The 21,415-nt window shown below is 67.4% G+C and carries 25 protein-coding genes; 16 read left to right on the top strand and 9 right to left on the bottom strand.

The features are described from left to right. Positions 1-55: 55 nt before the first annotated feature. On the bottom strand, positions 56-1,759 hold the full coding sequence (treA, locus tag DIE02_RS31720) for an alpha,alpha-trehalase TreA (RefSeq protein WP_124485361.1): 1,704 nt from the start codon (positions 1,757-1,759) through the stop codon (positions 56-58). Between the two features lie 179 nt (positions 1,760-1,938). Beyond that, on the bottom strand, positions 1,939-2,139 hold the full coding sequence (locus tag DIE02_RS35710; protein ID WP_185702674.1) for a hypothetical protein: 201 nt from the start codon (positions 2,137-2,139) through the stop codon (positions 1,939-1,941). Here DIE02_RS35710 and DIE02_RS31715 point away from each other — a divergent pair. Together DIE02_RS31715 and DIE02_RS31710 are read left to right on the top strand one after the other, a co-directional pair. Then, entirely contained in the window at positions 2,090-3,478 is a 1,389-nt protein-coding gene (locus DIE02_RS31715) for an MFS transporter (protein ID WP_124485360.1), read from the top strand. The two genes, DIE02_RS35710 and DIE02_RS31715, sit on opposite strands and share 50 nt — an antisense overlap. Before the next feature lie 346 nt (positions 3,479-3,824). Beyond that, the gene (locus tag DIE02_RS31710) at positions 3,825-5,036 is read left to right on the top strand and encodes a winged helix-turn-helix domain-containing protein (RefSeq protein WP_124485359.1); all 1,212 of its coding nucleotides are present in this window, start codon (positions 3,825-3,827) and stop codon (positions 5,034-5,036) included. A 160-nt stretch (positions 5,037-5,196) separates the two neighbouring features. Here DIE02_RS31710 and DIE02_RS31705 read toward each other — a convergent pair whose 3' ends face one another. Then, complete coding sequence (locus DIE02_RS31705) at positions 5,197-6,255, bottom strand: alpha/beta fold hydrolase (protein ID WP_409362237.1); 1,059 nt, start codon at positions 6,253-6,255, stop codon at positions 5,197-5,199. A 480-nt stretch (positions 6,256-6,735) separates the two neighbouring features. On the opposite strand from DIE02_RS31705, the gene atpG reads away from it, so the two are divergent. Then, on the top strand, positions 6,736-7,605 hold the full coding sequence (gene atpG, locus DIE02_RS31700) for an ATP synthase F1 subunit gamma (protein WP_124485356.1): 870 nt from the start codon (positions 6,736-6,738) through the stop codon (positions 7,603-7,605). An 11-nt stretch (positions 7,606-7,616) separates the two neighbouring features. Continuing rightward, positions 7,617-8,078, top strand: coding sequence for an ATP synthase F1 subunit epsilon (gene atpC / locus DIE02_RS31695; RefSeq protein ID WP_044847595.1), 462 nt, complete (start codon positions 7,617-7,619; stop codon positions 8,076-8,078). A 47-nt stretch (positions 8,079-8,125) separates the two neighbouring features. On the opposite strand, the gene DIE02_RS31690 is transcribed toward atpC, so the two are convergent. After that, a complete protein-coding gene (locus tag DIE02_RS31690; RefSeq protein ID WP_006751720.1) occupies positions 8,126-8,344 on the bottom strand; it encodes a DUF1653 domain-containing protein in 219 nt (72 codons plus the stop codon). A gap of 55 nt (positions 8,345-8,399) precedes the next feature. After that, positions 8,400-8,843: a GNAT family N-acetyltransferase gene (locus tag DIE02_RS31685; RefSeq protein WP_124485355.1), complete on the bottom strand. Its 444-nt coding sequence runs from the start codon at positions 8,841-8,843 to the stop codon at positions 8,400-8,402. A 146-nt stretch (positions 8,844-8,989) separates the two neighbouring features. On the opposite strand from DIE02_RS31685, the gene DIE02_RS31680 reads away from it, so the two are divergent. Then, a complete protein-coding gene (locus DIE02_RS31680; protein ID WP_124485354.1) occupies positions 8,990-9,250 on the top strand; it encodes a type II toxin-antitoxin system Phd/YefM family antitoxin in 261 nt (86 codons plus the stop codon). After that, positions 9,247-9,513, top strand: coding sequence for a Txe/YoeB family addiction module toxin (locus tag DIE02_RS31675; protein ID WP_060348282.1), 267 nt, complete (start codon positions 9,247-9,249; stop codon positions 9,511-9,513). The genes DIE02_RS31680 and DIE02_RS31675 overlap by 4 nt, the downstream gene beginning before the upstream one ends. 28 nt (positions 9,514-9,541) lie before the next feature. On the opposite strand, the gene DIE02_RS31670 is transcribed toward DIE02_RS31675, so the two are convergent. Continuing rightward, positions 9,542-9,922 carry a DUF4087 domain-containing protein gene (locus DIE02_RS31670; protein ID WP_207671168.1) on the bottom strand — a complete coding sequence of 127 codons (381 nt, stop codon included), beginning with the start codon at positions 9,920-9,922 and terminating at the stop codon, positions 9,542-9,544. A gap of 226 nt (positions 9,923-10,148) precedes the next feature. Between DIE02_RS31670 and DIE02_RS31665 the strand changes: the two genes are divergently transcribed. Together DIE02_RS31665 and DIE02_RS31660 are read left to right on the top strand one after the other, a co-directional pair. Continuing rightward, positions 10,149-10,772 carry an HAD hydrolase-like protein gene (locus tag DIE02_RS31665; protein WP_124485353.1) on the top strand — a complete coding sequence of 208 codons (624 nt, stop codon included), beginning with the start codon at positions 10,149-10,151 and terminating at the stop codon, positions 10,770-10,772. 387 nt (positions 10,773-11,159) lie between these two features. Next, the gene (locus DIE02_RS31660; protein WP_124485352.1) at positions 11,160-11,732 is read left to right on the top strand and encodes a DUF4142 domain-containing protein; all 573 of its coding nucleotides are present in this window, start codon (positions 11,160-11,162) and stop codon (positions 11,730-11,732) included. A gap of 100 nt (positions 11,733-11,832) precedes the next feature. Here the strand turns inward: DIE02_RS31660 and DIE02_RS31655 are convergent, their stop codons facing one another. Next, the gene (locus DIE02_RS31655) at positions 11,833-12,432 is read right to left on the bottom strand and encodes a GNAT family N-acetyltransferase (RefSeq protein ID WP_124485351.1); all 600 of its coding nucleotides are present in this window, start codon (positions 12,430-12,432) and stop codon (positions 11,833-11,835) included. 75 nt (positions 12,433-12,507) lie between these two features. Beyond that, a complete protein-coding gene (locus tag DIE02_RS31650) occupies positions 12,508-13,422 on the bottom strand; it encodes a LysR family transcriptional regulator (RefSeq protein WP_124485350.1) in 915 nt (304 codons plus the stop codon). 109 nt (positions 13,423-13,531) lie between these two features. On the opposite strand from DIE02_RS31650, the gene lysA reads away from it, so the two are divergent. The 6 genes from lysA to DIE02_RS31620 all read left to right on the top strand — a co-directional run bounded on the left by lysA (position 13,532) and on the right by DIE02_RS31620 (position 19,313). Beyond that, entirely contained in the window at positions 13,532-14,770 is a 1,239-nt protein-coding gene (gene lysA / locus DIE02_RS31645; RefSeq protein WP_124485349.1) for a diaminopimelate decarboxylase, read from the top strand. A 571-nt stretch (positions 14,771-15,341) separates the two neighbouring features. Continuing rightward, on the top strand, positions 15,342-16,142 hold the full coding sequence (locus DIE02_RS31640; RefSeq protein ID WP_124485348.1) for a transporter substrate-binding domain-containing protein: 801 nt from the start codon (positions 15,342-15,344) through the stop codon (positions 16,140-16,142). A 95-nt stretch (positions 16,143-16,237) separates the two neighbouring features. Further along, positions 16,238-16,897, top strand: coding sequence for an amino acid ABC transporter permease (locus tag DIE02_RS31635; protein WP_124485347.1), 660 nt, complete (start codon positions 16,238-16,240; stop codon positions 16,895-16,897). Between the two features lie 43 nt (positions 16,898-16,940). Continuing rightward, complete coding sequence (locus DIE02_RS31630; RefSeq protein WP_124485346.1) at positions 16,941-17,666, top strand: amino acid ABC transporter ATP-binding protein; 726 nt, start codon at positions 16,941-16,943, stop codon at positions 17,664-17,666. A 48-nt stretch (positions 17,667-17,714) separates the two neighbouring features. After that, complete coding sequence (metC, locus tag DIE02_RS31625) at positions 17,715-18,902, top strand: cystathionine beta-lyase (RefSeq protein WP_124485345.1); 1,188 nt, start codon at positions 17,715-17,717, stop codon at positions 18,900-18,902. A gap of 66 nt (positions 18,903-18,968) precedes the next feature. Further along, positions 18,969-19,313: a DUF3088 domain-containing protein gene (locus DIE02_RS31620; protein ID WP_124485344.1), complete on the top strand. Its 345-nt coding sequence runs from the start codon at positions 18,969-18,971 to the stop codon at positions 19,311-19,313. A gap of 242 nt (positions 19,314-19,555) precedes the next feature. Here DIE02_RS31620 and DIE02_RS31615 read toward each other — a convergent pair whose 3' ends face one another. Further along, positions 19,556-20,239 (bottom strand): response regulator transcription factor, encoded by a 684-nt coding sequence (locus DIE02_RS31615; RefSeq protein ID WP_124485343.1) that lies wholly within the window; start codon positions 20,237-20,239, stop codon positions 19,556-19,558. A 283-nt stretch (positions 20,240-20,522) separates the two neighbouring features. Here DIE02_RS31615 and DIE02_RS31610 point away from each other — a divergent pair, with 283 nt between their 5' ends. Beyond that, positions 20,523-21,215 carry a DUF2589 domain-containing protein gene (locus DIE02_RS31610; RefSeq protein ID WP_124485342.1) on the top strand — a complete coding sequence of 231 codons (693 nt, stop codon included), beginning with the start codon at positions 20,523-20,525 and terminating at the stop codon, positions 21,213-21,215. Between the two features lie 15 nt (positions 21,216-21,230). Next, a partial coding sequence (locus tag DIE02_RS35840; protein WP_221623426.1) for a hypothetical protein occupies positions 21,231-21,415 on the top strand: 185 nt, incomplete at its 3' end.

Here is a 21,415-nt window from a genome sequence, read left to right as displayed (position 1 = left end):
CGCGGCGATCCGGCCCGTGCTCGTTCAGGTGCGTGCATGCAATGCACGCGGCCTGTCACTCGCCATACAGCCCGAGCAGCTTCAGCGTGACGCCGTTGGTCCAGCCGAAGCCGTCCTGCAGCGGATATTCGCCACCCCCGCCGCCGCCCGCGCCAGCCCCTTCGACCACGTACTTCTCGACGAGCTTGCCTTCGGTTGCATACACATGCTTCACGTCGGTCAGAAAGCGCGTGCCGATGTCCTTCGCGAGCGCCGGCTCGCCGTAGCGGCGCAGCCCGTCGATCGCGATCCACTGCAGCGGCGCCCAGCCGTTCGGCGCGTCCCATTGCTGGCCCGTGTTCGCGGTCGTCGTCGCGAGGCCGCCCGGCTGCAGCAGCGTCTTGCGCACCTCGCGCGCGGTCGCCTTCGCACGCTCGGGCCACGCGACGCCCGCGAACAGCGGATACAGCGCGGCCGCCGTCACGCCGTCGCGCGGCTTGCGCAACTGCCAGTCGTAGTCGCCGTAATAGCCGCGACGGTTCCACAGATAGTGGTTGATCGCGGACGCGCGCCGCGCCGCCCGTCCGGAGAAATCCGCGACGCACGCGAAGTCGCGCGTGACCGCGCAGCCTTTCACGATCGTCGTCTCGAGATGGAACATCAGGCTGTTCAGGTCGACCGGCACGATCGCCGTCGTGCGGATGGTCGCGAGCGTCCGGCCGTCGCCGAACCAGCGCGAGCTGTAGTCCCAGCCGCTTTCGGCACCCGCGCGCAGGTCGCGGTACACCTCGTTCGCGGGGCGATCCGGCACGGCCTTCGCGGTCGTCACGTCCTCGAGATACGACTCGTCGCGCGGCGTGTCGCTCGCGTCCCAGTAGCGGTTCAGCACCGCACCGTCCGGCATCGCGACCACGTTGCGCGCGGCCTGCCCGCGCGGCGTCGTCGTTTCGCCCTGCATCCAGTACGCATGCTCCTTGCGCAGCGCCGGCAGGTATTTCTGGTAGACCTTGTCGCCTTCGGCCTGCGCGGCGAGCGTGACCATGTACGCGAAGAACGGCGGCTGCGAGCGGCTCGCGTAGTACGTGCGGTTGCCGTTCGGGATGTGGCCGATCGTGTCGATCAGGTATGCGAAGTTGTCGAGCATGTCGTCGACGAGATCCTCGCGCCCCGACACCTGCAGCCCGAGCATCGTGAAATAGGTATCCCAGTAGTAGCCTTCGCGGAAGCGGCCGCCCGGCACCACATACGGCTTCGGCAACGCGATCAGCGAACTGTACGGCGGCACCGTCGTGCTGGTTCGCGTGAGCTGCGGCCACAGCCAGTCGATGTGCTGGCGCAGCGTCTGGTTCGCGGGCGGCGTGACCCCGCCTTCCGGCGGCGGCGTGAAGTGCTGGTCGACGAACGCCTTCAGCGAGAAGCCCGGCTGCGACTTCTGTTGCTGATACAACTGTACGATCGTCGCCGGATCGGCGTTGGGCGTCGCGTCGACGAAGGTCTTCTGGTCGGGATAGAGTTGCGCCGTCTGCACCGCGACGAACAGGTCGCCGTAGAGCTGGCTCGGCGGCGGCAGCAGCGTGCCGGAAGCCGGCGCCGTGGCGGGTGCGGCGGACTGGCTGGCCGCCTGCATCACGGCCTGGTTCGCACTGTCGGCCTGCGCGGCGCAGCCGGCGACCGCGAGATAAGCGACGGCGAGCACGGCGGCCCAGCGCAGACGCGGCGCGGGCACGGATGGATGCGAGGCAGGATGCGATGCGGTCGATGCGGCGCGACGTGACGTCATGACGTGTCCCCTCCTTTCGATGATGAATGGTTCGGCAGGGGTCTCGTTCGCGCGTGCGCTCGTCTCGATGGCCGTCGATCGATGCGCGTCGTTGTCATCCGCGGATGAGTTCCGACTGTCGCACGAAACGCGCATCGCACGCAAGTTTCGCGGCGGCCCCCGCGGGCGCGCGTCATGTGTCACGTCATGGACCGCACCGGCAGCGCGGTCGTCTCTTCTTCCACGCGCGCTAACAGGAACGACTGTTGCAACATGCGGAACAGGCGTTGTCTCGCGTGACGCAACGACCACATTGTGGGCATAATGGCGTCTTTACCGCGCGCCCTGCCCATGTCGCCCGTCTTTCTAGCACCGCTCATCGTTGCCTGTGCGTTGTTCATGGAAAGCGTCGACGCGAACATCATCGTCACCGCCCTGCCCGCGATGGCGAGGGACTTCGGGCACAATCCCGTCACACTGAACATTGCGATCACGGCCTACGTGGTCGGCCTCGGCGTCTTCATCCCGATCTGCGGATGGCTTGCCGACCGCTTCAGCGCGCGCTCCGTGTTCCGCACCGCGATCGGCATCTTCGTCGCCGGCTCGCTGATGTGCGCGGCCTCCAATTCCCTCGGCGTGCTCACGTTCGCGCGCTTCGTGCAGGGCGTCGGCGGCGCGATGATGGTGCCGGTCGGCCGGATCATCATCTTCCGCGCGGTGCCGCGCTCCGATCTCGTGCGCGCGATGAACTACCTCGCGATTCCCGCGCTGTTCGGGCCGACGGTCGGGCCGCTCGTCGGCGGCTTCATCACGACCTACCTGCACTGGCGGATGATCTTCTTCATCAACGTGCCGATCGGCATCTACGGGATCTACCTCGCGAGCAAGCACATCGCGAACACGCACGAAGCCGATCCCGGCCCGCTCGACTGGTTCGGCTTCCTGCTGTCGGCGAGCGGCGCCGCGCTGCTGCTGATGGGGCTCACGCTGATCGACGGCGCGCTCACGTCGCGCGGCAACGCGCTCCTGATGTGCGCGGCCGGCGCGGCGATGCTCGCGCTCTACGTGCCGTACGCGCGCCGCAAGGCGCGCCCCGTGCTCGACCTCAGTTTCCTGAAGATCCCGACTTACCACGCGAGCGTGGTCGGCGGGTCGCTGTTCCGCATCGGCCTCGGCGCCGTGCCGTTCCTGCTGCCGCTCGCGCTGCAGGAAGGCCTCGGCATGAGCGCGTTCCACTCCGGGCTGATCACCTGCGCATCGGCACTCGGCGGCGCGGTGAGCCGCTCGACGGCCACCCATACGTTGCGCCGCTTCGGCTTTCGCACGGTGCTGATCTACAACGCCGCGTTCGCCGGGCTCGCGATCGCCGCCTACGGCGTGTTCCATCCGGGCATGGCGACCTGGGCGATCTGGATGATCGTGCTGGTCGGCGGGATCTTCCCCGCGCTGCAGTTCACGAGCCTGAATTCGATGATCTACGCGGATATTTCGCAGGCCGATGCAGGCCGCGCGACGAGCCTCGGCAGTGTCGTGCAGCAGATGTCGCTCGGGCTCGGCGTGACGGTCGCCGGCCTCGTGCTGCACCTGTCGCACTGGCTGCAGGGGCATCAGACGATGGTGTGGTCGGATTTCTGGCCCGCGTTCGTCGTGGTCGGGCTGTGTTCGTTCGCATCGATTCCGATCACGCGGCGGCTGCCGCCCGGCGCCGGCGACGAGGTCGCGCGCGGCAAGCGGCAATGAACGGGCTGGCTGGCGGGAAAAGGCTGGCGGCGGAAAAGCGAAACAACAAAAAAATCAGCGGACATCCACACGGGGCCGGTGCACAGCCGCATGGATGTCCGCTCAGGGCTCCGGGTCTCTCGTTGGGGGTTGAGAATCCCGGATCTGCTTCCTGCGTGCCATGGACATATGTGCGTCGGAAGCCGAATCGTTGCGCGCACATTTCGTCGCGCCATGACTGCACTATAGGGAAAGTCGCGCCGCGCATCTGTCAAGCATTGTCAGACGTGTCGCGCGAAAGCGTCGCACACGTGCGCCGCTTTCGCGCTAAAGTGGTGCCCGACCGCCACCTTCAGCCGCCGCTCCGATGCTCACGCTTTCGCCCGCCGCCGCCCGCGCGCTGCATCTCGCCGCGCAGGGCCTGCTGACCCCGCCCCGCCGCAAGGCCACCAAGGCCGACGTGCTCGACACGATCCGCCGGATGGCGCAGTTACAGATCGATACGATTCATGTCGTCGCGCGCAGTCCGTATCTCGTGCTGTTCAGCCGTCTCGGCAACTTCGCCCCGCAGTGGCTCGACGAGCATCTCGCCGAGGCGCGCCTGTTCGAATACTGGTCGCACGAAGCGTGCTTCCTGCCGGTCGAGCAATTCGGGCTGATGCGCTACAAGATGCTCGATCCATCGGGGATGGGCTGGAAATACGCGGCCGACTGGCACGCGCAGAACCGCGCCGAGATCGAGCGGCTGCTCGCGCGGATTCGCGACGAAGGCCCCGTGCGGTCCGCAGATTTCATCCGCGAAGACGGGGTGAAAGGCAACGGCTGGTGGGACCGCAAGCCCGAGAAAAAACACCTGGAAGTGCTGTTCACGACCGGCCACCTGATGGTGTCCGAGCGCCGCAATTTCCAGCGCATCTACGACGTGCGCGAGCGCGTGCTGCCCGACTGGGACGATGCGCGCGACCTGCCGCCGCGCGACGCGGTGCTGCCCTCGCTGCTCGACTACACGTGTCGCGCACTCGGGATCGTGCGCGCGGACTGGGTGGCCGATTACTACCGGCTGCCGCGCCGTTCGTACCGCGCGGAACTCGAGCGGCTCGCGGACGCGGGCGAGCTGATCCCGGTGGAGGTCGCCGACTGGAAGGAGCCGGCCTACGTGCATCGCTCGCTCGACGCGCTGCTGCCGGCCGCCGCGGCCGACACGCTGCGCTCGACGGTCACGACGCTGCTGTCGCCGTTCGATCCGGTGGTATGGGACCGGCGGCGCGCCTCGACGCTGTTCGGGTTCGACTACACGATCGAGTGCTATACGCCCGCGCACAAGCGGCGCTACGGCTACTTCTGCCTGCCGGTGCTGCATCGCGGCCGACTGATCGGGCGCGTCGACGCGAAAGCGCATCGCGCGCTCGGCACGTTCGAGTTGAAGACGGTGCATGTCGAGCCGGGCGTGCGGTTCGGTACGGGGCTCGCGGCCGACGTCGCGAAGGCCGTGAAACGGCTGGCGGCGTGGCATGGCACGCCGGAAGTCACGGTCGGGCACGCGCCGACAGCGCTCGCGGACGCACTGCTCGGCGGCTGATCTGCCGCGGCGGCGCGACCGCTCGCCCGCCGCATGCATGCGCGCCGGCACCGTTGCCGTATCGACGCGCCGACGCATCGACCCATCGACCCATCGACGCGCCGACGCATCGAGTCGCCGCCGCGCATGCCCACCGCGCGGTGGGCCTCCGCTGCAACCGCTACCGCTTCGCGGCAATCCAGCGGGCAATGCCCGGCCACACGTCCTTCAGCGTGCGCGATCCCATGAACAGCCCGATATGCCCGCCCGGCACGAGCTGGCGCGTCACCTGCGAGGCGGGCGTCCCCACCAGGTCCTGCGCGGCGAACACCTGCTCCTGCGTCGTGATGTCGTCGGCCGCGCCGGCAAGCAGATAAACGGGGCACGTGATCGCCTTCAGGTCGAGCATCCGCCCGAGCGCGACGAACGTGCCCTTCGCGAGCCGGTTCTCCTTGAAGATCTGCACGATCGCCTGCAGATACCAGCGCCCCGGCAGGTCGATCGGACTTTCGTACCAGTTCGCGAATGCTTCGCGCTTGCGCAGGTAGTCTGCATCGTCGAGGTGCTCGTACAGGTCGACGTGCTCGGCGAGATAGTGCTGGTCGGGATGCATGTTCTTCCAGCCGCGCAGCATGAAGCGCCCGCGCATCAGGCCGCCGCCCATCGTCACGAGTTCCTCGTAGAACGACGTCGGATAGGTGTGCGCCATCTTCTTGATCGGACCGTCGCCCGCATCCGTGTCGATCGGCGCGCCCGCGAGCACGAGGCTCGCGACCTTGTGCGGAAAGCGCGCCGCATACATCGCGGACATCCACCCGCCCTGGCACAGACCCACGAGATTCACGCGCCCGCCGAGCTCGTCGACGCAGACGTTCAGCTCGGCCAGGTACTGGTCGATCTCGAGGTCCCGCATGTCTTCGGTCGCCGAGCGCCAGTCGGTCAGGTACACGCGCGTCACGCCGTGCTCGCGCAGCGTCTGCATCAGGCTCTGCCCCGGCTGATAGTCGGCGATCATCGCCCGGTGTCCCGCATACGGCGCTTCGACGATCGTCGGCAGCCCGTGCGCCGGCGCGACCGAATAATCGCGGAACGTCATCGTGCGCAGTTCCAGCAGCGCGCGGTTCGGCGACGCCAGCGCCGGATGCGGCTCGCAATGCAGCTTCTCCTCTTCCGCGACGAAACGCAGGTTGCGCGCGGTGAGTGCCGAGCCGAGCCGGACCATCGCGGCGGCGGCGGCCATCGGCCAGAAGATCGGCAACGCCGGCGCGCTGGCGGACGTCGCGGAAGGCGGGGCGGTATCGGTATCGCTCGAATTCATCGAATTCCTGGCTACTGGGAACATGAAGGGAAAAAGCCGTACGCGGGCTGCGCGACGATCGTCCGCGCTACACCCGCGGCGAATCGCACGTCACGCGCGCGGCCGTGTCGTATGCATGACGTTTGCGTCCTTCGATGCGTCCGCAACGATCTTCCGATGCGGACGGCAATCGGTCATCGAACGCCCGGTGCGACGATCGGCGAAACCATTCTGGTCCGTAACCGGAAGCGATCGCTTGATCGTCGTCAATCGTTTCAGGTGAAATCCCGATAGCATGAAATCGCGCGATGACAGTTCGATGGCCGCGGCGCGATATCCGCCGACCTCGCTGCCGGCCTCGCGGCCGACATCGCGTCGCCACAGCGCACCGGCGACACCGGGCGACCTGCCTCCCCGCCTCACATGCACATCCGCGAAATCCGCTCGAAGATCAGCAGTACCTCGTCCACGCGCAAGATCACGAAGGCGATGGAAATGATGGCCCGCACCAAGATGGCGGTCGCGCAGCGGCGGGCGCGCGATTTCCGGCCCTATGCGGCGCGCATCCGGGAGATGGCCGAGCGCGTGCTGCGCGACCGGTCCGGCCACGTCTCCGCGCTGATGGCGAGACGCACGCCCGTGCGCCGCGTCGGCCTGATCGTCGTGAGCACCGATCGCGGGCTGTGCGGCCCGCTCAATACGCGGCTGCTGGTCGAATGCGTGGATGCGCTCGAACGCTGGAACCGCGCCGGCGTCGCGTGCGAACTCAGCGTGATCGGCGCACGCGGCATTGCGCCGCTGATGCGCCATGGCGCGACCATCACCGCCCGCGCGAGCGGCCTCGCCGCCGCGCCGCACTTCGAGCAGCTGCTCGGCGCGCTGCTCGTGCCGCTCACCGCATTCGTCAACGGCGAACTGGACGAACTGCACATCGCGTACAACCGGTTGACGAGCCCGCTCGCGTATTCGCCGCGCATCGACGCGGTGCTGCCGCTCACCGGCCTCGACACCGGCACGCCGCCCGGCGACACCGCGACATCCGACTATCTGTACGAGCCCGCGCCGAAACCGGCCGTGGATACCTTGCTGCTGCGCTACGTCGAGGCGACGCTCTACCAGGCCGTCGTCGAGAATTACGCATGCGAGCAGTGCGCGCGGATGTTCAGCATGCAGACCGCGACGGAGAACGCCGATCGCGTGCTGCGCGAGCTGCGGCACCTGTATCAGAAGACGCGCCAGGCGCAGATCACCACCGAGCTGTGCGAGATCGTCGCCGGCGCGGCGGCGGTCTGAAGGAGGCACGCATGCCGACGTCGATGAAGCTCGACATCCTCAGCGTGGAAGACGTGCTGTATTCGGGCGACGCACATTTCGTCGTCGTGCCCGGGGAAAGCGGCGAGCTGGGCATCTACCCGCATCACGCGCCGCTGCTCACGCGGCTGCGGCCCGGCGTCGTGACGCTCGTTGCCGCACCGGGCGGCGAGCACCGCCGGCTGCTCGTCGCGGGTGGCCTGCTGGAAGTCAGCCGCGACGGCGTGACGCTGATTGCCGACCACGCACTGCGCACGCCCGAACTCGACGACCTGCGCGCACGCGAAGCACGGCATGCGGCGGACGAGTGGCGCCGGCGCTTCGCGCACGACAACCGGCGCGCCTTCGATTTCGCATCGGCGCGTGCGGAGTTGATGGACGAAATCCGGCGCTTCTTCGCGCTGGCGATGCACCGGGAGTCCGCGCCGCGCGACACGCCGGGCGCCGCCGGCTAGGCCGGGCGCCGGCACCGCTCGTCGTGCGATCGGCGGGCGTGCTCAGTTCAGTCGCGCAGCTTGCGAAAACGCGGCGTGCCGTCCGGCAGGTTCTCGTTGAACATCGCTTCCGGCCGCACCCACAAGCCGCGCGCATGCGGCCACAGATGCTCGTACACGACCACCGACTCCTCGGTTTCGGAATGACGGGCGACGCCGATGTAGCGATACAGCCCGCCCTTGTAGTGACGATGCGTGGCGAGCTGTTCGGCTTCCTGTTCGGTCATGATCTGCTTCCCTTCGGCAAAAACGAAAGCGCGTATTGTATGCGCTCGCCGCGCGTCAGCGTTTCGCGTAGATATCGGGGCGGCGGATTTCCATCAGCCGTTCGGGATTCGCGGACGGCCCGAAACCGACCGGCCGGTACAGTTCGTGCGCGTCGGTCGTCACGAGCATGATGCGGCGCAGGCCCTGCACCATCGGCTGCGCAAATACGTGGTCGATCAGCGCGCGGCCATAGCCGTTGCCGCGCTCGGCCGGCAAGACGAATACGTCGCACAGGTAGGCGAACGTCGCGTGGTCGGTCACGAGCCGCGCGAATCCGACGAGCCGGTCGCCCACATACGCGCCGAAGCACAGCGAGCCGTCGATCGCGCGCTCGACGACATCGCGCGGAATGCCCTGCGACCAGTACGCATCGCGATGCAGGAAATCGAAGATCGCGTCGATGTCGAGCTCGCGCTTGTCGGTGGAAAATCTCAGCGGGGCGGGGGTGTCTGCGGGCACGTCGGCTCTCCGGTCGGCTGGGGGAGCAGCAACGATAGCGCGGTGCGGGGTGGGCGACAAGCGATGCCGCCTCGACATGTACAACATTCCGTACAATGGACGCCCATGCCATACTTGTACGGTTCAAAGTACAAGTATGGCGAATCATGCGCACGATTCACTTTTCGGATGCCCGCAGCAATCTGAAGACGGTCATCGACCAGGTCGTCGACGACGCGGACGTGACGCTCATCACGCGTCGCGATGCGCCGAACGCGGTCATCATGTCGCAGGAATACTATGACAGCCTGATGGAGACGGTTCATCTGCTCCGCTCACCGGCCAACGTTGCCCACCTCGAACGCTCGATCGCGCAACTGCGCAAGGGCAAGACGAAAGAGCACAAGCTGGCGGGGGACGATGAATGAGCGTACGCCGCGTGCTCTTTACTTCCGACGCGTGGGACGACTGCGTTTATTGGCAAGGGCAAGACCGCAAGACGCTCAAGCGCATCAACCAGCTCATTCGCGAAGCCCAACGGACACCGTTTGAAGGCATCGGCAAACCCGAACCGCTGAAGGCCAACCTGTCCGGGTTCTGGTCCCGCCGCATCGACGATACGAACCGCCTCGTCTACGAAGCGGACGATCTTCAAATCAGCATCGTGTCCTGCCGCTACCACTACGCGTAGCACCAATCCCGCCGCCGTCCCCGCCTCTTCAAGGCGCCGGCAACGCCCGATCGGCCTTGCACCGCTTCAGCGGCAGCGGCCGGGCCGCCACGATCCGCGTCACCTCGCGGGTGCGCGGGTCGATTTCCAGGTCGAGGCACGCGCAGCCGTAACCGTGCATCCCCGCATTGGTGACGACCCAGCCGCGTGTCGACATGTCCGGCATCTCGTCGAGGCCCGGCACCGGCGGGCTGCCCTGGGTCGACAGCGTCCAGCTGTTGTCCTTGTCGACGAGCCACCAGTTGGCCGGCGTCGGATTCTCGAGCCATCCGCAGCGCTTCTCCGCGGCGGCGGCCGCGGGCGTCGCGGACGTCAGCGCGACGAACACACCGAGCATCCACATCGCAGAACGGGCACGGGCGATTTTCATTTCAGGGAAGTCCGGACGAAGGAAACGGGGGGAAACGATAGCGTCGACAGCATACCGGGCTTTCATGCCCGTTATGTCATGCACCGCGTTTCGCGGGCGGCATTCCGTCCGATGCAAGGAAGCTGCCCGACCATCCCGCTTCGCCGCGGACCCAACCGCTCGCACGGGCCACGCGGCTCGATTCGGTGATATCGTCACCGGCTCGATCAACTCGCGGCATCGCTTCATGCCTTATCGACTCATCGCGTTCGACTTCGACGGCACCCTCGCCGATTCGCTCGACTGCTTTCTCGCGGCGCTCACGGAGGCATCGCGCCTGCACGGCTTTCGCGACGCGACGCCCGAGCTGCGCCCCGCGCTGCGCGGCATGTCGGCGCGCGAGATCATCCGCGCGCTCGAGGTGCCGATGTGGAAAGTGCCGCGTGTGACGCTCGACATGCGCCGGCTGATGCGGCCGCGCATCGCGCACGTAAAGCTGTTCCCCGGCGTCGACGCGACCTTCGACGCGCTCGCCGCACGCGGCATCCGCATCGCGATCGCGACGTCGAACACCGAGGACATCGTGCGCGACCGGCTCGGCCCGCACGCGAGCCGTTGCGTCGACACGTTCGCGTGCGGCATTCCGCTGTTCGGCAAGGCGCGCCGGCTGCGCGCGCTCGTGCGCGAAGCGGGCATGCAGCCCGACGACGTGCTGTATGTCGGCGACGAGATCCGCGATGCCGAAGCGGCGCGCCGCGCGCGTATCGCATTCCAAGGTGTCGCATGGGGTTACACGGCGCCCGACGCGCTGCAGGCGCATTGCGCGACGCCGTTGCTGCCGCGTCTCGACGCATTGCTCGATCGCGTGTGAGGACGCCGTACGAATCGCGCGCTCGATTCGACGAATCGCGAAACAACCCGCCCGCGAAACGATGAAACGTCGATGACATGCGCGCGCATTGCAGCGATCGCATGCACGCCGCGCACGCAAAAATTGCCGCCACGATGCACGCAACAGGTACGCCCTACCTGGCCGCGCGCGCATCCATCGTTTCGTCTTACCAACCGTTACACAAACCACAGCGCAGTTGCACCTGCTACCTGGGCGCTCTCCTAGAATCAGTCGGGCCGGGAAACACTTCGAACGCCGCCGCGGCAGAGCGGCGATCGAGCCCGGCCCGGGCGCGCCCGGTCTCTCGCACAGCTGCGGATCACGCGATCCGTCCGTTAATCAGAGCCCCGATCGAAAGGAGGTCCCATGAACCGCTTCCCCCAAGTCTCGCGCCTTGCATTGTCTGCCGCTGGCCTGCTTCTCGTCGCCGTGACGGCGACCGCGCAAACCGCGCAACCGGCGCCGTCCGCACCGGCCGCCGCCACGCAGACGCGCATCCACGAAGCCGACCAGGCCTTCATCAACGACGGCACGAAAACCGTGTCGACCCAGCACGACGCCGCACGCATCGCCGATTCGCGCACGTCGGACAGCCAGGTGAAGGCGTTCGCGCAACGCGTGTCGACCGACGATGAGAAGATCATCCAGGCGATGCGCGCGGCCAGCCCGCGCGGCGTCGACGTGCCGGCCAACGATCCCGACACGGCCGTGCTGGACAGCATCAAGACCCTGCGCGGCGCGGAATTCGACAAGGCGTATATCGAGCAGGTCGCGCTCGCCGGCCAGCAGAAGACGATCTCGGCATTCCAGGCCGAAATCGCGTCGGGCCGCGACACGAAGCTGAAGGAAGTCGCGCGCCAGGCGCTGCCGATCCTGCAGGCGCACTACGCGGCCGCGCAGAAGCTCGCGCAGCGTCATCACCTCGCATCGGCGCAGTAACGCGCTGCCCGCCGCGCACCGCGCGCGGCACGCCGCTTCCCCCCTCGTCGCGTCGCCGCCTCCTTTGCGGCGGCGCGACGCACGCGGCACCCGCCTCGCGTCAGGTCGCGAGCTTCGCCCGCAACCGCTCGCTCACCTCCGGCCATTCGTCGTCGATGATGCTGAAGCGTACCGAATTGCGCTTTCGGCCATCGGGCATGATCCGCTCGTGACGCACGATCCCTTCCTGCTTCGCACCGAGCCGCAGAATCGCCGCGCGTGACTTCTCGTTCAGCTCGTCGGTCGTGAACTGCACGCGCACACAGTGCAGCGTGTCGAACGCATACGCGAGCAGCAGCCATTTCGCTTCGGTATTCGCGCGCGTGCGCTGCGCCGATGCGCTCAGCCACGTATGACCGATCTCGAGCTTGCGGTTCTTGCGGTCGATCTTCCAGAAACGCGTGCTGCCGATCACGCGGCCCGACGCACGCTCGACGATCACGAACGGCATCACGGTGCCGGCCGCGCGGCCTTGCAGCGCCGTGTCGAGATAGGCGTCGACCGTCTCCTCGCCCGGCACGACCGTGACCTTCAGGTTCCACAGCTCGCCGTCCGCCGCCGCATCGAGCAAAGCCTGCCGGTCGGATGCTTCGAGCGGCCGCAGCGCGATGCGCTCGCCGGTGAGCGTCGGTTGTCCGGGGGAAGATGCAGCGTCGGTCATGACGGGTTCCGTTTCCGTGAAGATGACGAAGAGGAGCAGGCTGCGCGCAGCGAAACGCCCATCATACGGCCCTCGTCAGCCGGGCAGCGCGGCGAGCCGCTCGCGAATCGCCTGCGCTTCGCCACGCAGCGCTTCGGCGAATGCGTCGACGAGCAGGCTCTTCGGCCGGTGCTCGGGCACGATCATACTGACGCGGTAGGGAAACGAGCGCGTGAGCGGCCGCACGTGCAGGTCGCGCCCGACGAAATCGAGCGCGGTCAGCGGATTGACGATCGCGGCGCCCAGCCCCTGCCGCACGAACGCGCACACCGACACGGCCGACGGCGTCTCGACCACCGAACGCGGCGCGACACCGAGCTGCGCGAACGCCTCGTCGATCAGGATCCGGTACGGGTCGTTCAGCGACAGGCTCACGAACGGGCGATCGGCGAGATCCGCGAGATCGATCGCGCGCTGCGCGAGCAGCGGATGGCCGTCCGGCAGCACGCACACCTCGTCGACTTCGAGCAGCGGCGTGAGCACGGTGCCGGCCGGCGCGACGTCGTGCTCGGTCAGCCCGACATCGTAGCGCTGCGCGGTCAGCCACTCTTCGAGCACCGGCGACTCCTGCGTCGCGACCGACACGCTGACGCCCGCATGCGCGTCGTGAAAGCGCCGGCATGCGCCGGGCAGGATCGCATGAGAAAACGCCGGCAGCGCGATCACCGACAATTGACCGTCGCGAAACTCGCGCAGCCGCGCGGCCGTCGCCGCGACGCGCTCGAGCCCCACATACGCGAGCCGCACGTCGTCGAACAGCGTGAGCGCGGCCATCGTCGGCCGCAGCCGGCCATGCGAGCGTTCGAACAGCGCGAAGCCGACCACCTGCTCCATCCGCGCGAGCTCGCGGCTGATCGTGGGCTGCGACGTATAGAGCATCTCGGCCGCGCGCGTCGTGCTGCCGGTGACCATCAGCGCGCGGAAGACCTCGATGTGCCGGTGTGTGAGCATGGCCGCCTATATCAAAAATGAATCGAATGTCGACAAACAGGCATTTTACTGTATAGACATTCAGGCGCATCATTCAAGCTGTCCGTTCATTCGATCCGATTCATCCGCCATGTCCCTCGATTCCCGCCAGCTCGCGACGCTCGCGCAGCAATACGGCACCCCGCTGTGGGTGTACGACGCCGACGTCATCCGCGACCGCATCGCCCAACTGCGCCAGTTCGACGTGATCCGCTATGCGCAGAAGGCGAACTCGAACCTGCATATCCTGAAGCTGATGCGCGAGGAAGGCGCGTGCGTCGACGCCGTGTCGCTCGGCGAGATCGAACGCAGCCTCGCGGCCGGGTTCAGTCCGGCGGGCGAGCCGGAAGGCGTCGTGTTCACGGCCGACCTGATCGACCGTCCGACGCTCGCGGCCGTGCTGAAGCACGGCGTGACCGTGAACGCCGGCTCGCTCGACATGCTCGCGCGCGTCGGCGAGCATGCTCCCGGCCATCGCGTGTGGCTGCGCGTGAATCCCGGCTTCGGCCACGGCCACAGCAACAAGACCAACACCGGCGGCCCGCAGAGCAAGCACGGGATCTGGATCGACGACGTGCCGCGCGCGATCGAGATCGTGCGCCAGTACGGGCTGAAGCTGGTCGGCATCCACATGCATATCGGCTCGGGCGTCGACTACGGCCACCTGTCGCAGGTGTGCGATGCGATGGTCGACCTCGTCACGTCGCTCGGCCACGACATCGAAGCGATCTCCGCCGGCGGCGGGCTGTCGATTCCGTATCGCGACGGCGAGCCGCGCGTCGACGTCGGTCACTACTTCAGCCAGTGGGATGCCGCGCGCAAGCGGATCGAACGGCATCTCGGCCACGCGGTGCGCATCGAGATCGAACCGGGCCGCTTCCTCGTTGCCGAGGCCGGCACGCTCGTCACCGAAGTACAGGCCGTGAACCGCCGTCCGAAGCACGACTTCGTGCTGATCGACGCGGGCTTCAACGACCTGATGCGTCCGTCGATGTACGGCAGCTACCACGCGGTGTCCGTCCACACGCAGGACGGCGCGCTGCCGGCCGGCCGGCCGCTCGTCGACATCGCGATCGCGGGGCCGCTGTGCGAGTCCGGCGACGTGTTCACGCAGGACGCGGGCGGCGTGGTCACGCACCGCAAGCTCGCGCAGCCGCAGATCGGCGACCTGCTGTTCCTGCACGATGCGGGCGCCTACGGCGCGTCGATGTCCTCGAACTACAACAGCCGGCCGCTCGCGCCGGAGGTGCTCGTCGATCGCGGCACGCCGCGGCTGATCCGCCGCCGGCAGACGATCGACGAACTGCTCGCGCTCGAAACGTTCGAGTAACACGCGCATTCGCGCCGCGTTCGTCAAACCGGACGCCAACGGCCAGGCTTGCCGCTACCGGCATGCCTGGCCGTTTTGCTTTTCGGCGGTTGCCCTCAGGGCAACCGCTCGACCACGCCGTAGCACCTGATGCTGCGCACCCCATGCAACCGCAGCAGATCGCTTGCACCGGATTCCATGCGCGGAGAAAAATATTCCACGCCGCGTGGAAAATCCGTGCGTTTTTGGAAGCACTTTCCTTTTTGACAAAACTAAGATTGCCCTCAGTCGTTCGGCATTTGCGCCACCGGATACGCATCGACGATGCAGCCGGTCTATCTCATTCGCAGCAGCACGGGCACTCATGAACACGATGCTTGAACTCTTCGCCGCGCACCACTACGCCACCGTGCGCGAACGCATGCCGTAACGCATCGCGGCACACGGCTCGCGCCGCCTTTCGCCGCCCTTTTCCCGCGCCGCGTTCAACCGCGGCCCGCTTCCCGCCCACGGCGACACCGCCCGTCGCCGCGGACGCGCTCACCCTGAATTTTTCGACCACGACGTTTCGGCAACAACCCAGGAGAAAACCATGAAGCCCTTCACCCCGACGCTCAAGCAAGGCCTCGCCGCCGCCCTCCTCTGCGTAGCGGCCACGGCATCGCACGCGGCGGACCTGCTCGACACCGTCAAGCAGGCCGGCGTGCTGAAGATCGCGCTCGAAGGCACCTACCCGCCGTTCGACTATCGCAATGCCGAAGGGCAACTCGAAGGGTTCGACGTCGACGTCGCGAAGGCGGTCGCTGCGCGGCTCGGCGTGAAGCCGCAGTTCGTCACGACCGAATGGAGCGGGATTCTCGCCGGGCTGCAGGCCGGCAAGTTCGACGTGATCGTCAACCAGGTCGCGATCACGCCGTCGCGCCAGCAGGCGCTCGACTTCAGCCCGCCGTATGTGTATTCGTCCGCGCAGCTGCTGCAACGCCAGAACGACTCGCGTGCGTTCAAGTCGCTCGACGAGCTGAAGGGCAAGAAGGTCGGCGTGACGATGGGCAGCAACTACGTCGATCTCGTGAAGACGGTGCCCGCGATCGATCTGCAGGTCTATCCGGGCACGCCGGAGAACCTGCGCGACCTCGCGGCCGGCCGTATCGACGCGGCGGTCAACGACCGCCTGATGCTGAGCTACCTGATCAAGAACTCGCACCTGCCGCTGCGCCCGGGTTCCGTGCTCGCCGGCGGCGAGGACCGGATGGGCATCCCGTTCCGCAAGGGCAATCCGAAGTTCGCCAAGGCGATCGACGACGCGCTCGCGTCGCTGCAACAGGACGGCACGCTGAAGAAGATCTCGATGCAATGGTTCGGCTCGGACACGACGAAGCCCATCACGCAATAACGCAGCCGCCACGCGCCCGCGCGCACGAACGCGCGGGCCGGCCGCCACCTGGCCGACCCACAATCGGCACACGACACACAATCAGGATACACGCGATGGAAGCACTCGATCTGGTCATTCAAACCCTGCCCGTGATGGCGAAGGGCGCGCTGTTCACGCTGAAGTTCGCGGTGGCGTCGATGGCGCTCGGCCTCGTCGTCGGGCTCGTCGTCGCGATCATGCGGATCGGCAGCAACCGGCTCGCGTCCGGGCTCGCGCAGGGCTACGTCAGCCTGATGCGCGGCACGCCGCTGCTCGTGCAGATGTTCGTCGTCTACTACGGGCTGCCCGATCTCGGCATCACGCTCGACCCGACGACGGCCGGCATCTTCACGCTGACGCTCAACGCCGGCGCCTACCTGTCGGAAAGCATGCGTGGCGCGATCCTGGGCATCGGCCGCGGGCAATGGGCGGCCGCGCACAGCCTCGGCCTCACGCATGTGCAGACCCTGCGCTACATCGTCTGCCCGCAGGCGCTGCGCCTCGCGGTGCCGAGCCTCGGCAACACGCTGATCAGCCTGATCAAGGACACGTCGCTCGTCTCCGTGATCACCGTCACCGAGCTGCTGCGCTCGACGCAGGAAGTGATCGCCGCGACGTTCCAGCCGCTGCCGCTCTACGTCGCCGCCGCCGCGATCTACTGGGTGCTGAGCACGCTGCTCACGCGCCTGCAGGGCCGCGTCGAGACGCGCCTCTCGCTGCCGTCCGCGCATTGAGCATGCGTACGCCATTCAACCCGAACCTCAATCACGGACAACCATGATTACGCTCGACAACGTTTCCAAGTGGTATGGCAAGCATCAGGTCCTTTCCGCATGCAGCGCGTCGGTATCGAAAGGCGAAGTGGTCGTCGTCTGCGGGCCGTCGGGCTCCGGCAAGTCGACGCTGATCAAGACGATCAACGGCCTCGAGCCATTCCAGAAAGGCAGCATCGTCGTCGACGGCACGCGGCTCGGCGATCCCGCCGCGAAACTCGCGCAGCTGCGCGCACGCGTCGGCATGGTGTTCCAGCATTTCGAGCTGTTTCCGCACCTGTCGATCACCGACAACCTGACGCTCGCGCAGGTCAAGGTGCTCGGCCGCCGCAAGGACGAAGCGTTCGAAAACGCGATGAAGCTGCTCGATCGCGTCGGCCTGAAGGCGCATGCAAACAAGTATCCGGGGCAGTTGTCCGGCGGCCAGCAGCAACGCGTTGCAATTGCGCGCGCGCTGTCGATGAACCCCGTCGCGATGCTGTTCGACGAGCCGACGTCCGCGCTCGACCCCGAGATGATCAACGAAGTGCTCGACGTGATGGTCGAACTCGCGCGCGACGGCATGACGATGGTATGCGTCACGCACGAGATGGGTTTCGCGAGGAAGGTCGCGCATCGCGTGATCTTCATGGACCAGGGCACGGTGGTCGAAGACGCGGCGAGCGATGCGTTCTTCGCCGCGCCGCGCTCCGAACGCGCGCGCGACTTCCTCGACAAGATCCTGCACTGACCGCGCGACGGCTTCACCCGGCTTGACCGACTTTCAAAGGACGACATCTTGAACTCACTGCACTCGACCGACACCCTGCTTGCTCACGAAGGCCGCGCGCACGGCCAGCCCGGCTCCCCGGTGAATCCGCCCGTGTATCGCCAGTCGACGCTGCTCTTTCACGGCACCGACGCGCTCGATGCGGTACGCGGCACGCCGCTCGCCTACGGACGCCACGGCAGCCCGACCACGCGGGCGCTCGAAAAGGCGCTCGCGCGCCTCGAAGGCGCGCATGCCGCGCTATTGACGCCGAGCGGGCTCAGCGCGATCACGACCGCGCTGCTCGCGGTACTGAATCCCGGCGACCATCTGCTGATGGCCGATTCGGTGTACGACCCGACCCGCTCGTTCTGCGACGAGACGCTCGCCCGCCTCGGCATCGAGACGACCTACTACGATCCGTCGATCGGCGCCGGCATCGCATCGCTGATGCGGCCGAACACGCGCGCGGTCTTTACCGAATCGCCGGGCTCGCTGACGTTCGAGGTGCAGGACATTCCCGCGATCTGCCGCGTCGCGCACCAGCACGACGCGGTCGTGCTGCTCGACAACACGTGGGGCACGCCGCTGAACTTCCGCTCGTTCTCGCACGGTGTCGACGTATCGATTCACGCGGCGACCAAATACATCGCCGGACACTCCGACGTGCTGATGGGCGTGATCCTGACGACCGAGGCGCTCGCGCAGAAGGTCACGCGCTGCTACCGGCAGCTCGGGATGAGCGTCAGCGGCGACGATGCGTATCTCGCGCTGCGCGGCCTACGCACGCTGTCGGTACGCCTCGAACGCCATCAGCGCAACGCGCACGTGCTGACCGAATGGCTCGCGCGCCAGCCGGAAGTCGCCCGGATCCTGTATCCGGCCCGGCCGGGCGATGCCGGCCACGCGCTGTGGCAGCGCGACTTCACGGGCGCGTGCGGATTGTTCGGCCTGGTGCTGCATCCGCAGCCCGACGACGCGGTGCGCGCGCTGCTCGATGGCATGACGTGCTTCGGCATGGGCTACAGCTGGGGCGGCTTCGAAAGCCTGATCATCCCGTCGAATCCGTCGCGTCACCGCACCGCGACGCAATGGGCGGCGGCGGGCCCGCTGCTGCGCATCCACGCGGGGCTCGAGCATCCGGACGACATGATCGCCGACCTCGACGCCGGTTTCGCGAGAATGCGCGCCGCCGCGGCCGCGCTCGCGGAAGCCTGACATCGGGCACGTCACACGCATCCCTCTTTTTTTCCACGTTCCACCACCACTGATAGCGAGGCCATCATGAAAGACACGCTGTTCATTCTCCGCCCGGGTTTCTTCAAGGACTCCGAAGGTCCGTTCTACTGCGGCGATTCGGTTGCCGTCGAAGGGCTGCTGAGCTTCTATCCGCAGTTGCGCGACGCCGTCGCGGTCGAGTACATCGACGCGCCGCGGCCGCGCGGGCCGATCGTCGCGCTGATCGGCGAGGACAACCAGTCGGCACCGGTGCTCGTGCTCGGCGACGGGCCGGCACCGATCGATGACACGGTCGCGATTCGCGAACACAACGGCCGCCGCTTCATCGATTCGCCGGCCGATATCCGGCGCTACCTGTCCTCGCAATACGGCGTCGCGCACGTCGCGTAAGCACGCCGGCGCCCGATGTCGGCGGCCACCGCCGAACGGGGCAACGGAGCAACGGGGCGCGCGGCAAGCGCGCCCCCTTGCGCCGCTTTCCGGCACGCGCGTCGTCACGCGCGTGCGATGCACTCGGCCACGCGGATTCACCGCTGCCGATGACCGGCCCGAACAACCCGCCCCGGCCGTATCGACGCCAACGCAACGCGACACCGGATGCCGGCACACGCCGGCGCTGGCCGCGACCGGCGTCAGCCGGGCGAACTGCAGGCCGGCGCGAACGCAAATGCCGCCGGTTCCGACGGCACGTGGCGCGCAAGCCACAATGCAGCCTCCGTCCGGTTGCTCACGCCGATCTGGCGGAACAACGCGTACAGATGGTTCTTGATCGTGCCCTCCGCGACATTCAGTACACGGCAGATCTGCTTGTTCGACTTGCCTTCGGCCAGCAGCCGCAGCACGTCGCGCTGGCGCGGCGTGAGGCGCTCGAATGCGCGATCGTCGCCGGCCGGCACGCCGCCCGGGGGCGCCTGCGTCGCGCCGCCGTCGTTCGGCGGCACGTAGATCGCGCCGGCCGCGACGCGGCCGAGCGCATCCGCGAATTCGTCCGCGCTCGCGTGCCGGTCGATGATGCCGGCCGCCCCCGCCAGCAGCGCATCGGCAATCGTGCGGCGGCACACGGCGGCCACCACGCACAGCCACGGCGCGCCGGCGAACGTCTCGTTCAGCACGCTCGGCCAGCTGGGCCGCGCGGCGTGCTCGCCGCATTCGATCGTGATCGCCTCGACCGTCCCGGGCAGCAACGCGTCGCGCAAGCGCAAGACGTCCTCGGGACGGCGGGCCGACCACACATGCCAGTCGACATCGCGTTTACACAGTACGTCCGCCACGCCCGCGACGAATAACGGCGGGCTATCGATCATCAGAACGTTCATTGCGCGGTTTCCTCGAAATCGGGATGCTCGGTTTAGGATTTTTTGCTTCCCTACCCGGCGTTTTTTTTACCGCTGTTTTACGCACCGCGCACTAGGCCCGTCGCTCCGTGACGAATGGCCTAATTCGTCCACGCCGCGCCCCGCCGCGCGTATCGATGCCCGCCGCGCGCCGGCCCGGGCCGCCGGACGTGACGGACGTCATATTTGGTAAACGTCTTCAATTTCCTAATGTGAATAACGACAGCGAATTTCCGTTGTCTTCAACACGAAGAGGAGTTTATTCATGGACGCGAATTTCATTGGCTCGGTGATTAACGCTTTACCCATGGACCAAATGATCGCCGGCCCGTTAAAGGCGATGATCAGCGCGCAGACGCAGGCCGCAAAGAGCTACGCGGATTTCCTGATGCAGGTCTGCATCCAGGGGGGCAAGGCCGTGGCCGTCCAGTTCGACTACGACGAGACGCTGGTGGACGAAAGCGGCGTGTCGAAAGGCGTCGTGCAGAAGACGATGCGCATCCCGCTGCTCGCGGCGATCGTCCATCCGATCATCGCGATCGAGGAAGGCACGATCGACTTCGAGATGGAGATCACGCAGTCCGAGAAGTCGTCGTCGTCGACCGAAGCCGGCGGCGAATTCCAGGCGAAGTTCGGCTGGGGGCCGATCAGCGTCAGCGTGTCCGGGCGCGTGTCGCACAAGGCGGAGCAGACGCGCAGCACCGACACGCGCGCGAAATACTCGATCCATACACAGGTGAAGCGCCAGTCGCCGCCCGAAGCGCTGATGCGGGTGATCGACTTCCTGACCGAAGCGGCGACCAAGCCGGTCGTCACCGAAGGCAACGCGAAGGACGTGAAGCCGCTGCCGGCGACACCGACCGACGGCAAGCTGGTCGGCGATGCGTCGGGTGCCGGCGGCAAGGCGGCCGCGCCGGCCGGAGCCGATGCGGGCGCCCAGCAGCCGGCGCACGCGTAAGCGCGCGGACCGGCGATGTTCAGGCTCTTCGGACGGTCGCACCGCGCGGGCGGCGGCGGGCACGACGACGGGGATGTGCGCCCGGGCGGCGGCACAGCCCGGCAGGAACCGGACGGGCCGGTCCCGCCGCCGGCCGGGGCGGTGGCGGGCCGTAGCGGCGCGGTCGCCGGCGCGTGCCCGGACGCGGTCGCCGGCACGGG

The organism is Burkholderia sp. Bp8991 (genome assembly GCF_003853795.1).
Classification (GTDB): Bacteria; Pseudomonadota; Gammaproteobacteria; order Burkholderiales; family Burkholderiaceae; genus Burkholderia.
Note: the sequence above shows the minus strand (reverse complement) of the source record. Positions and strands in the feature narration are given on the sequence as shown.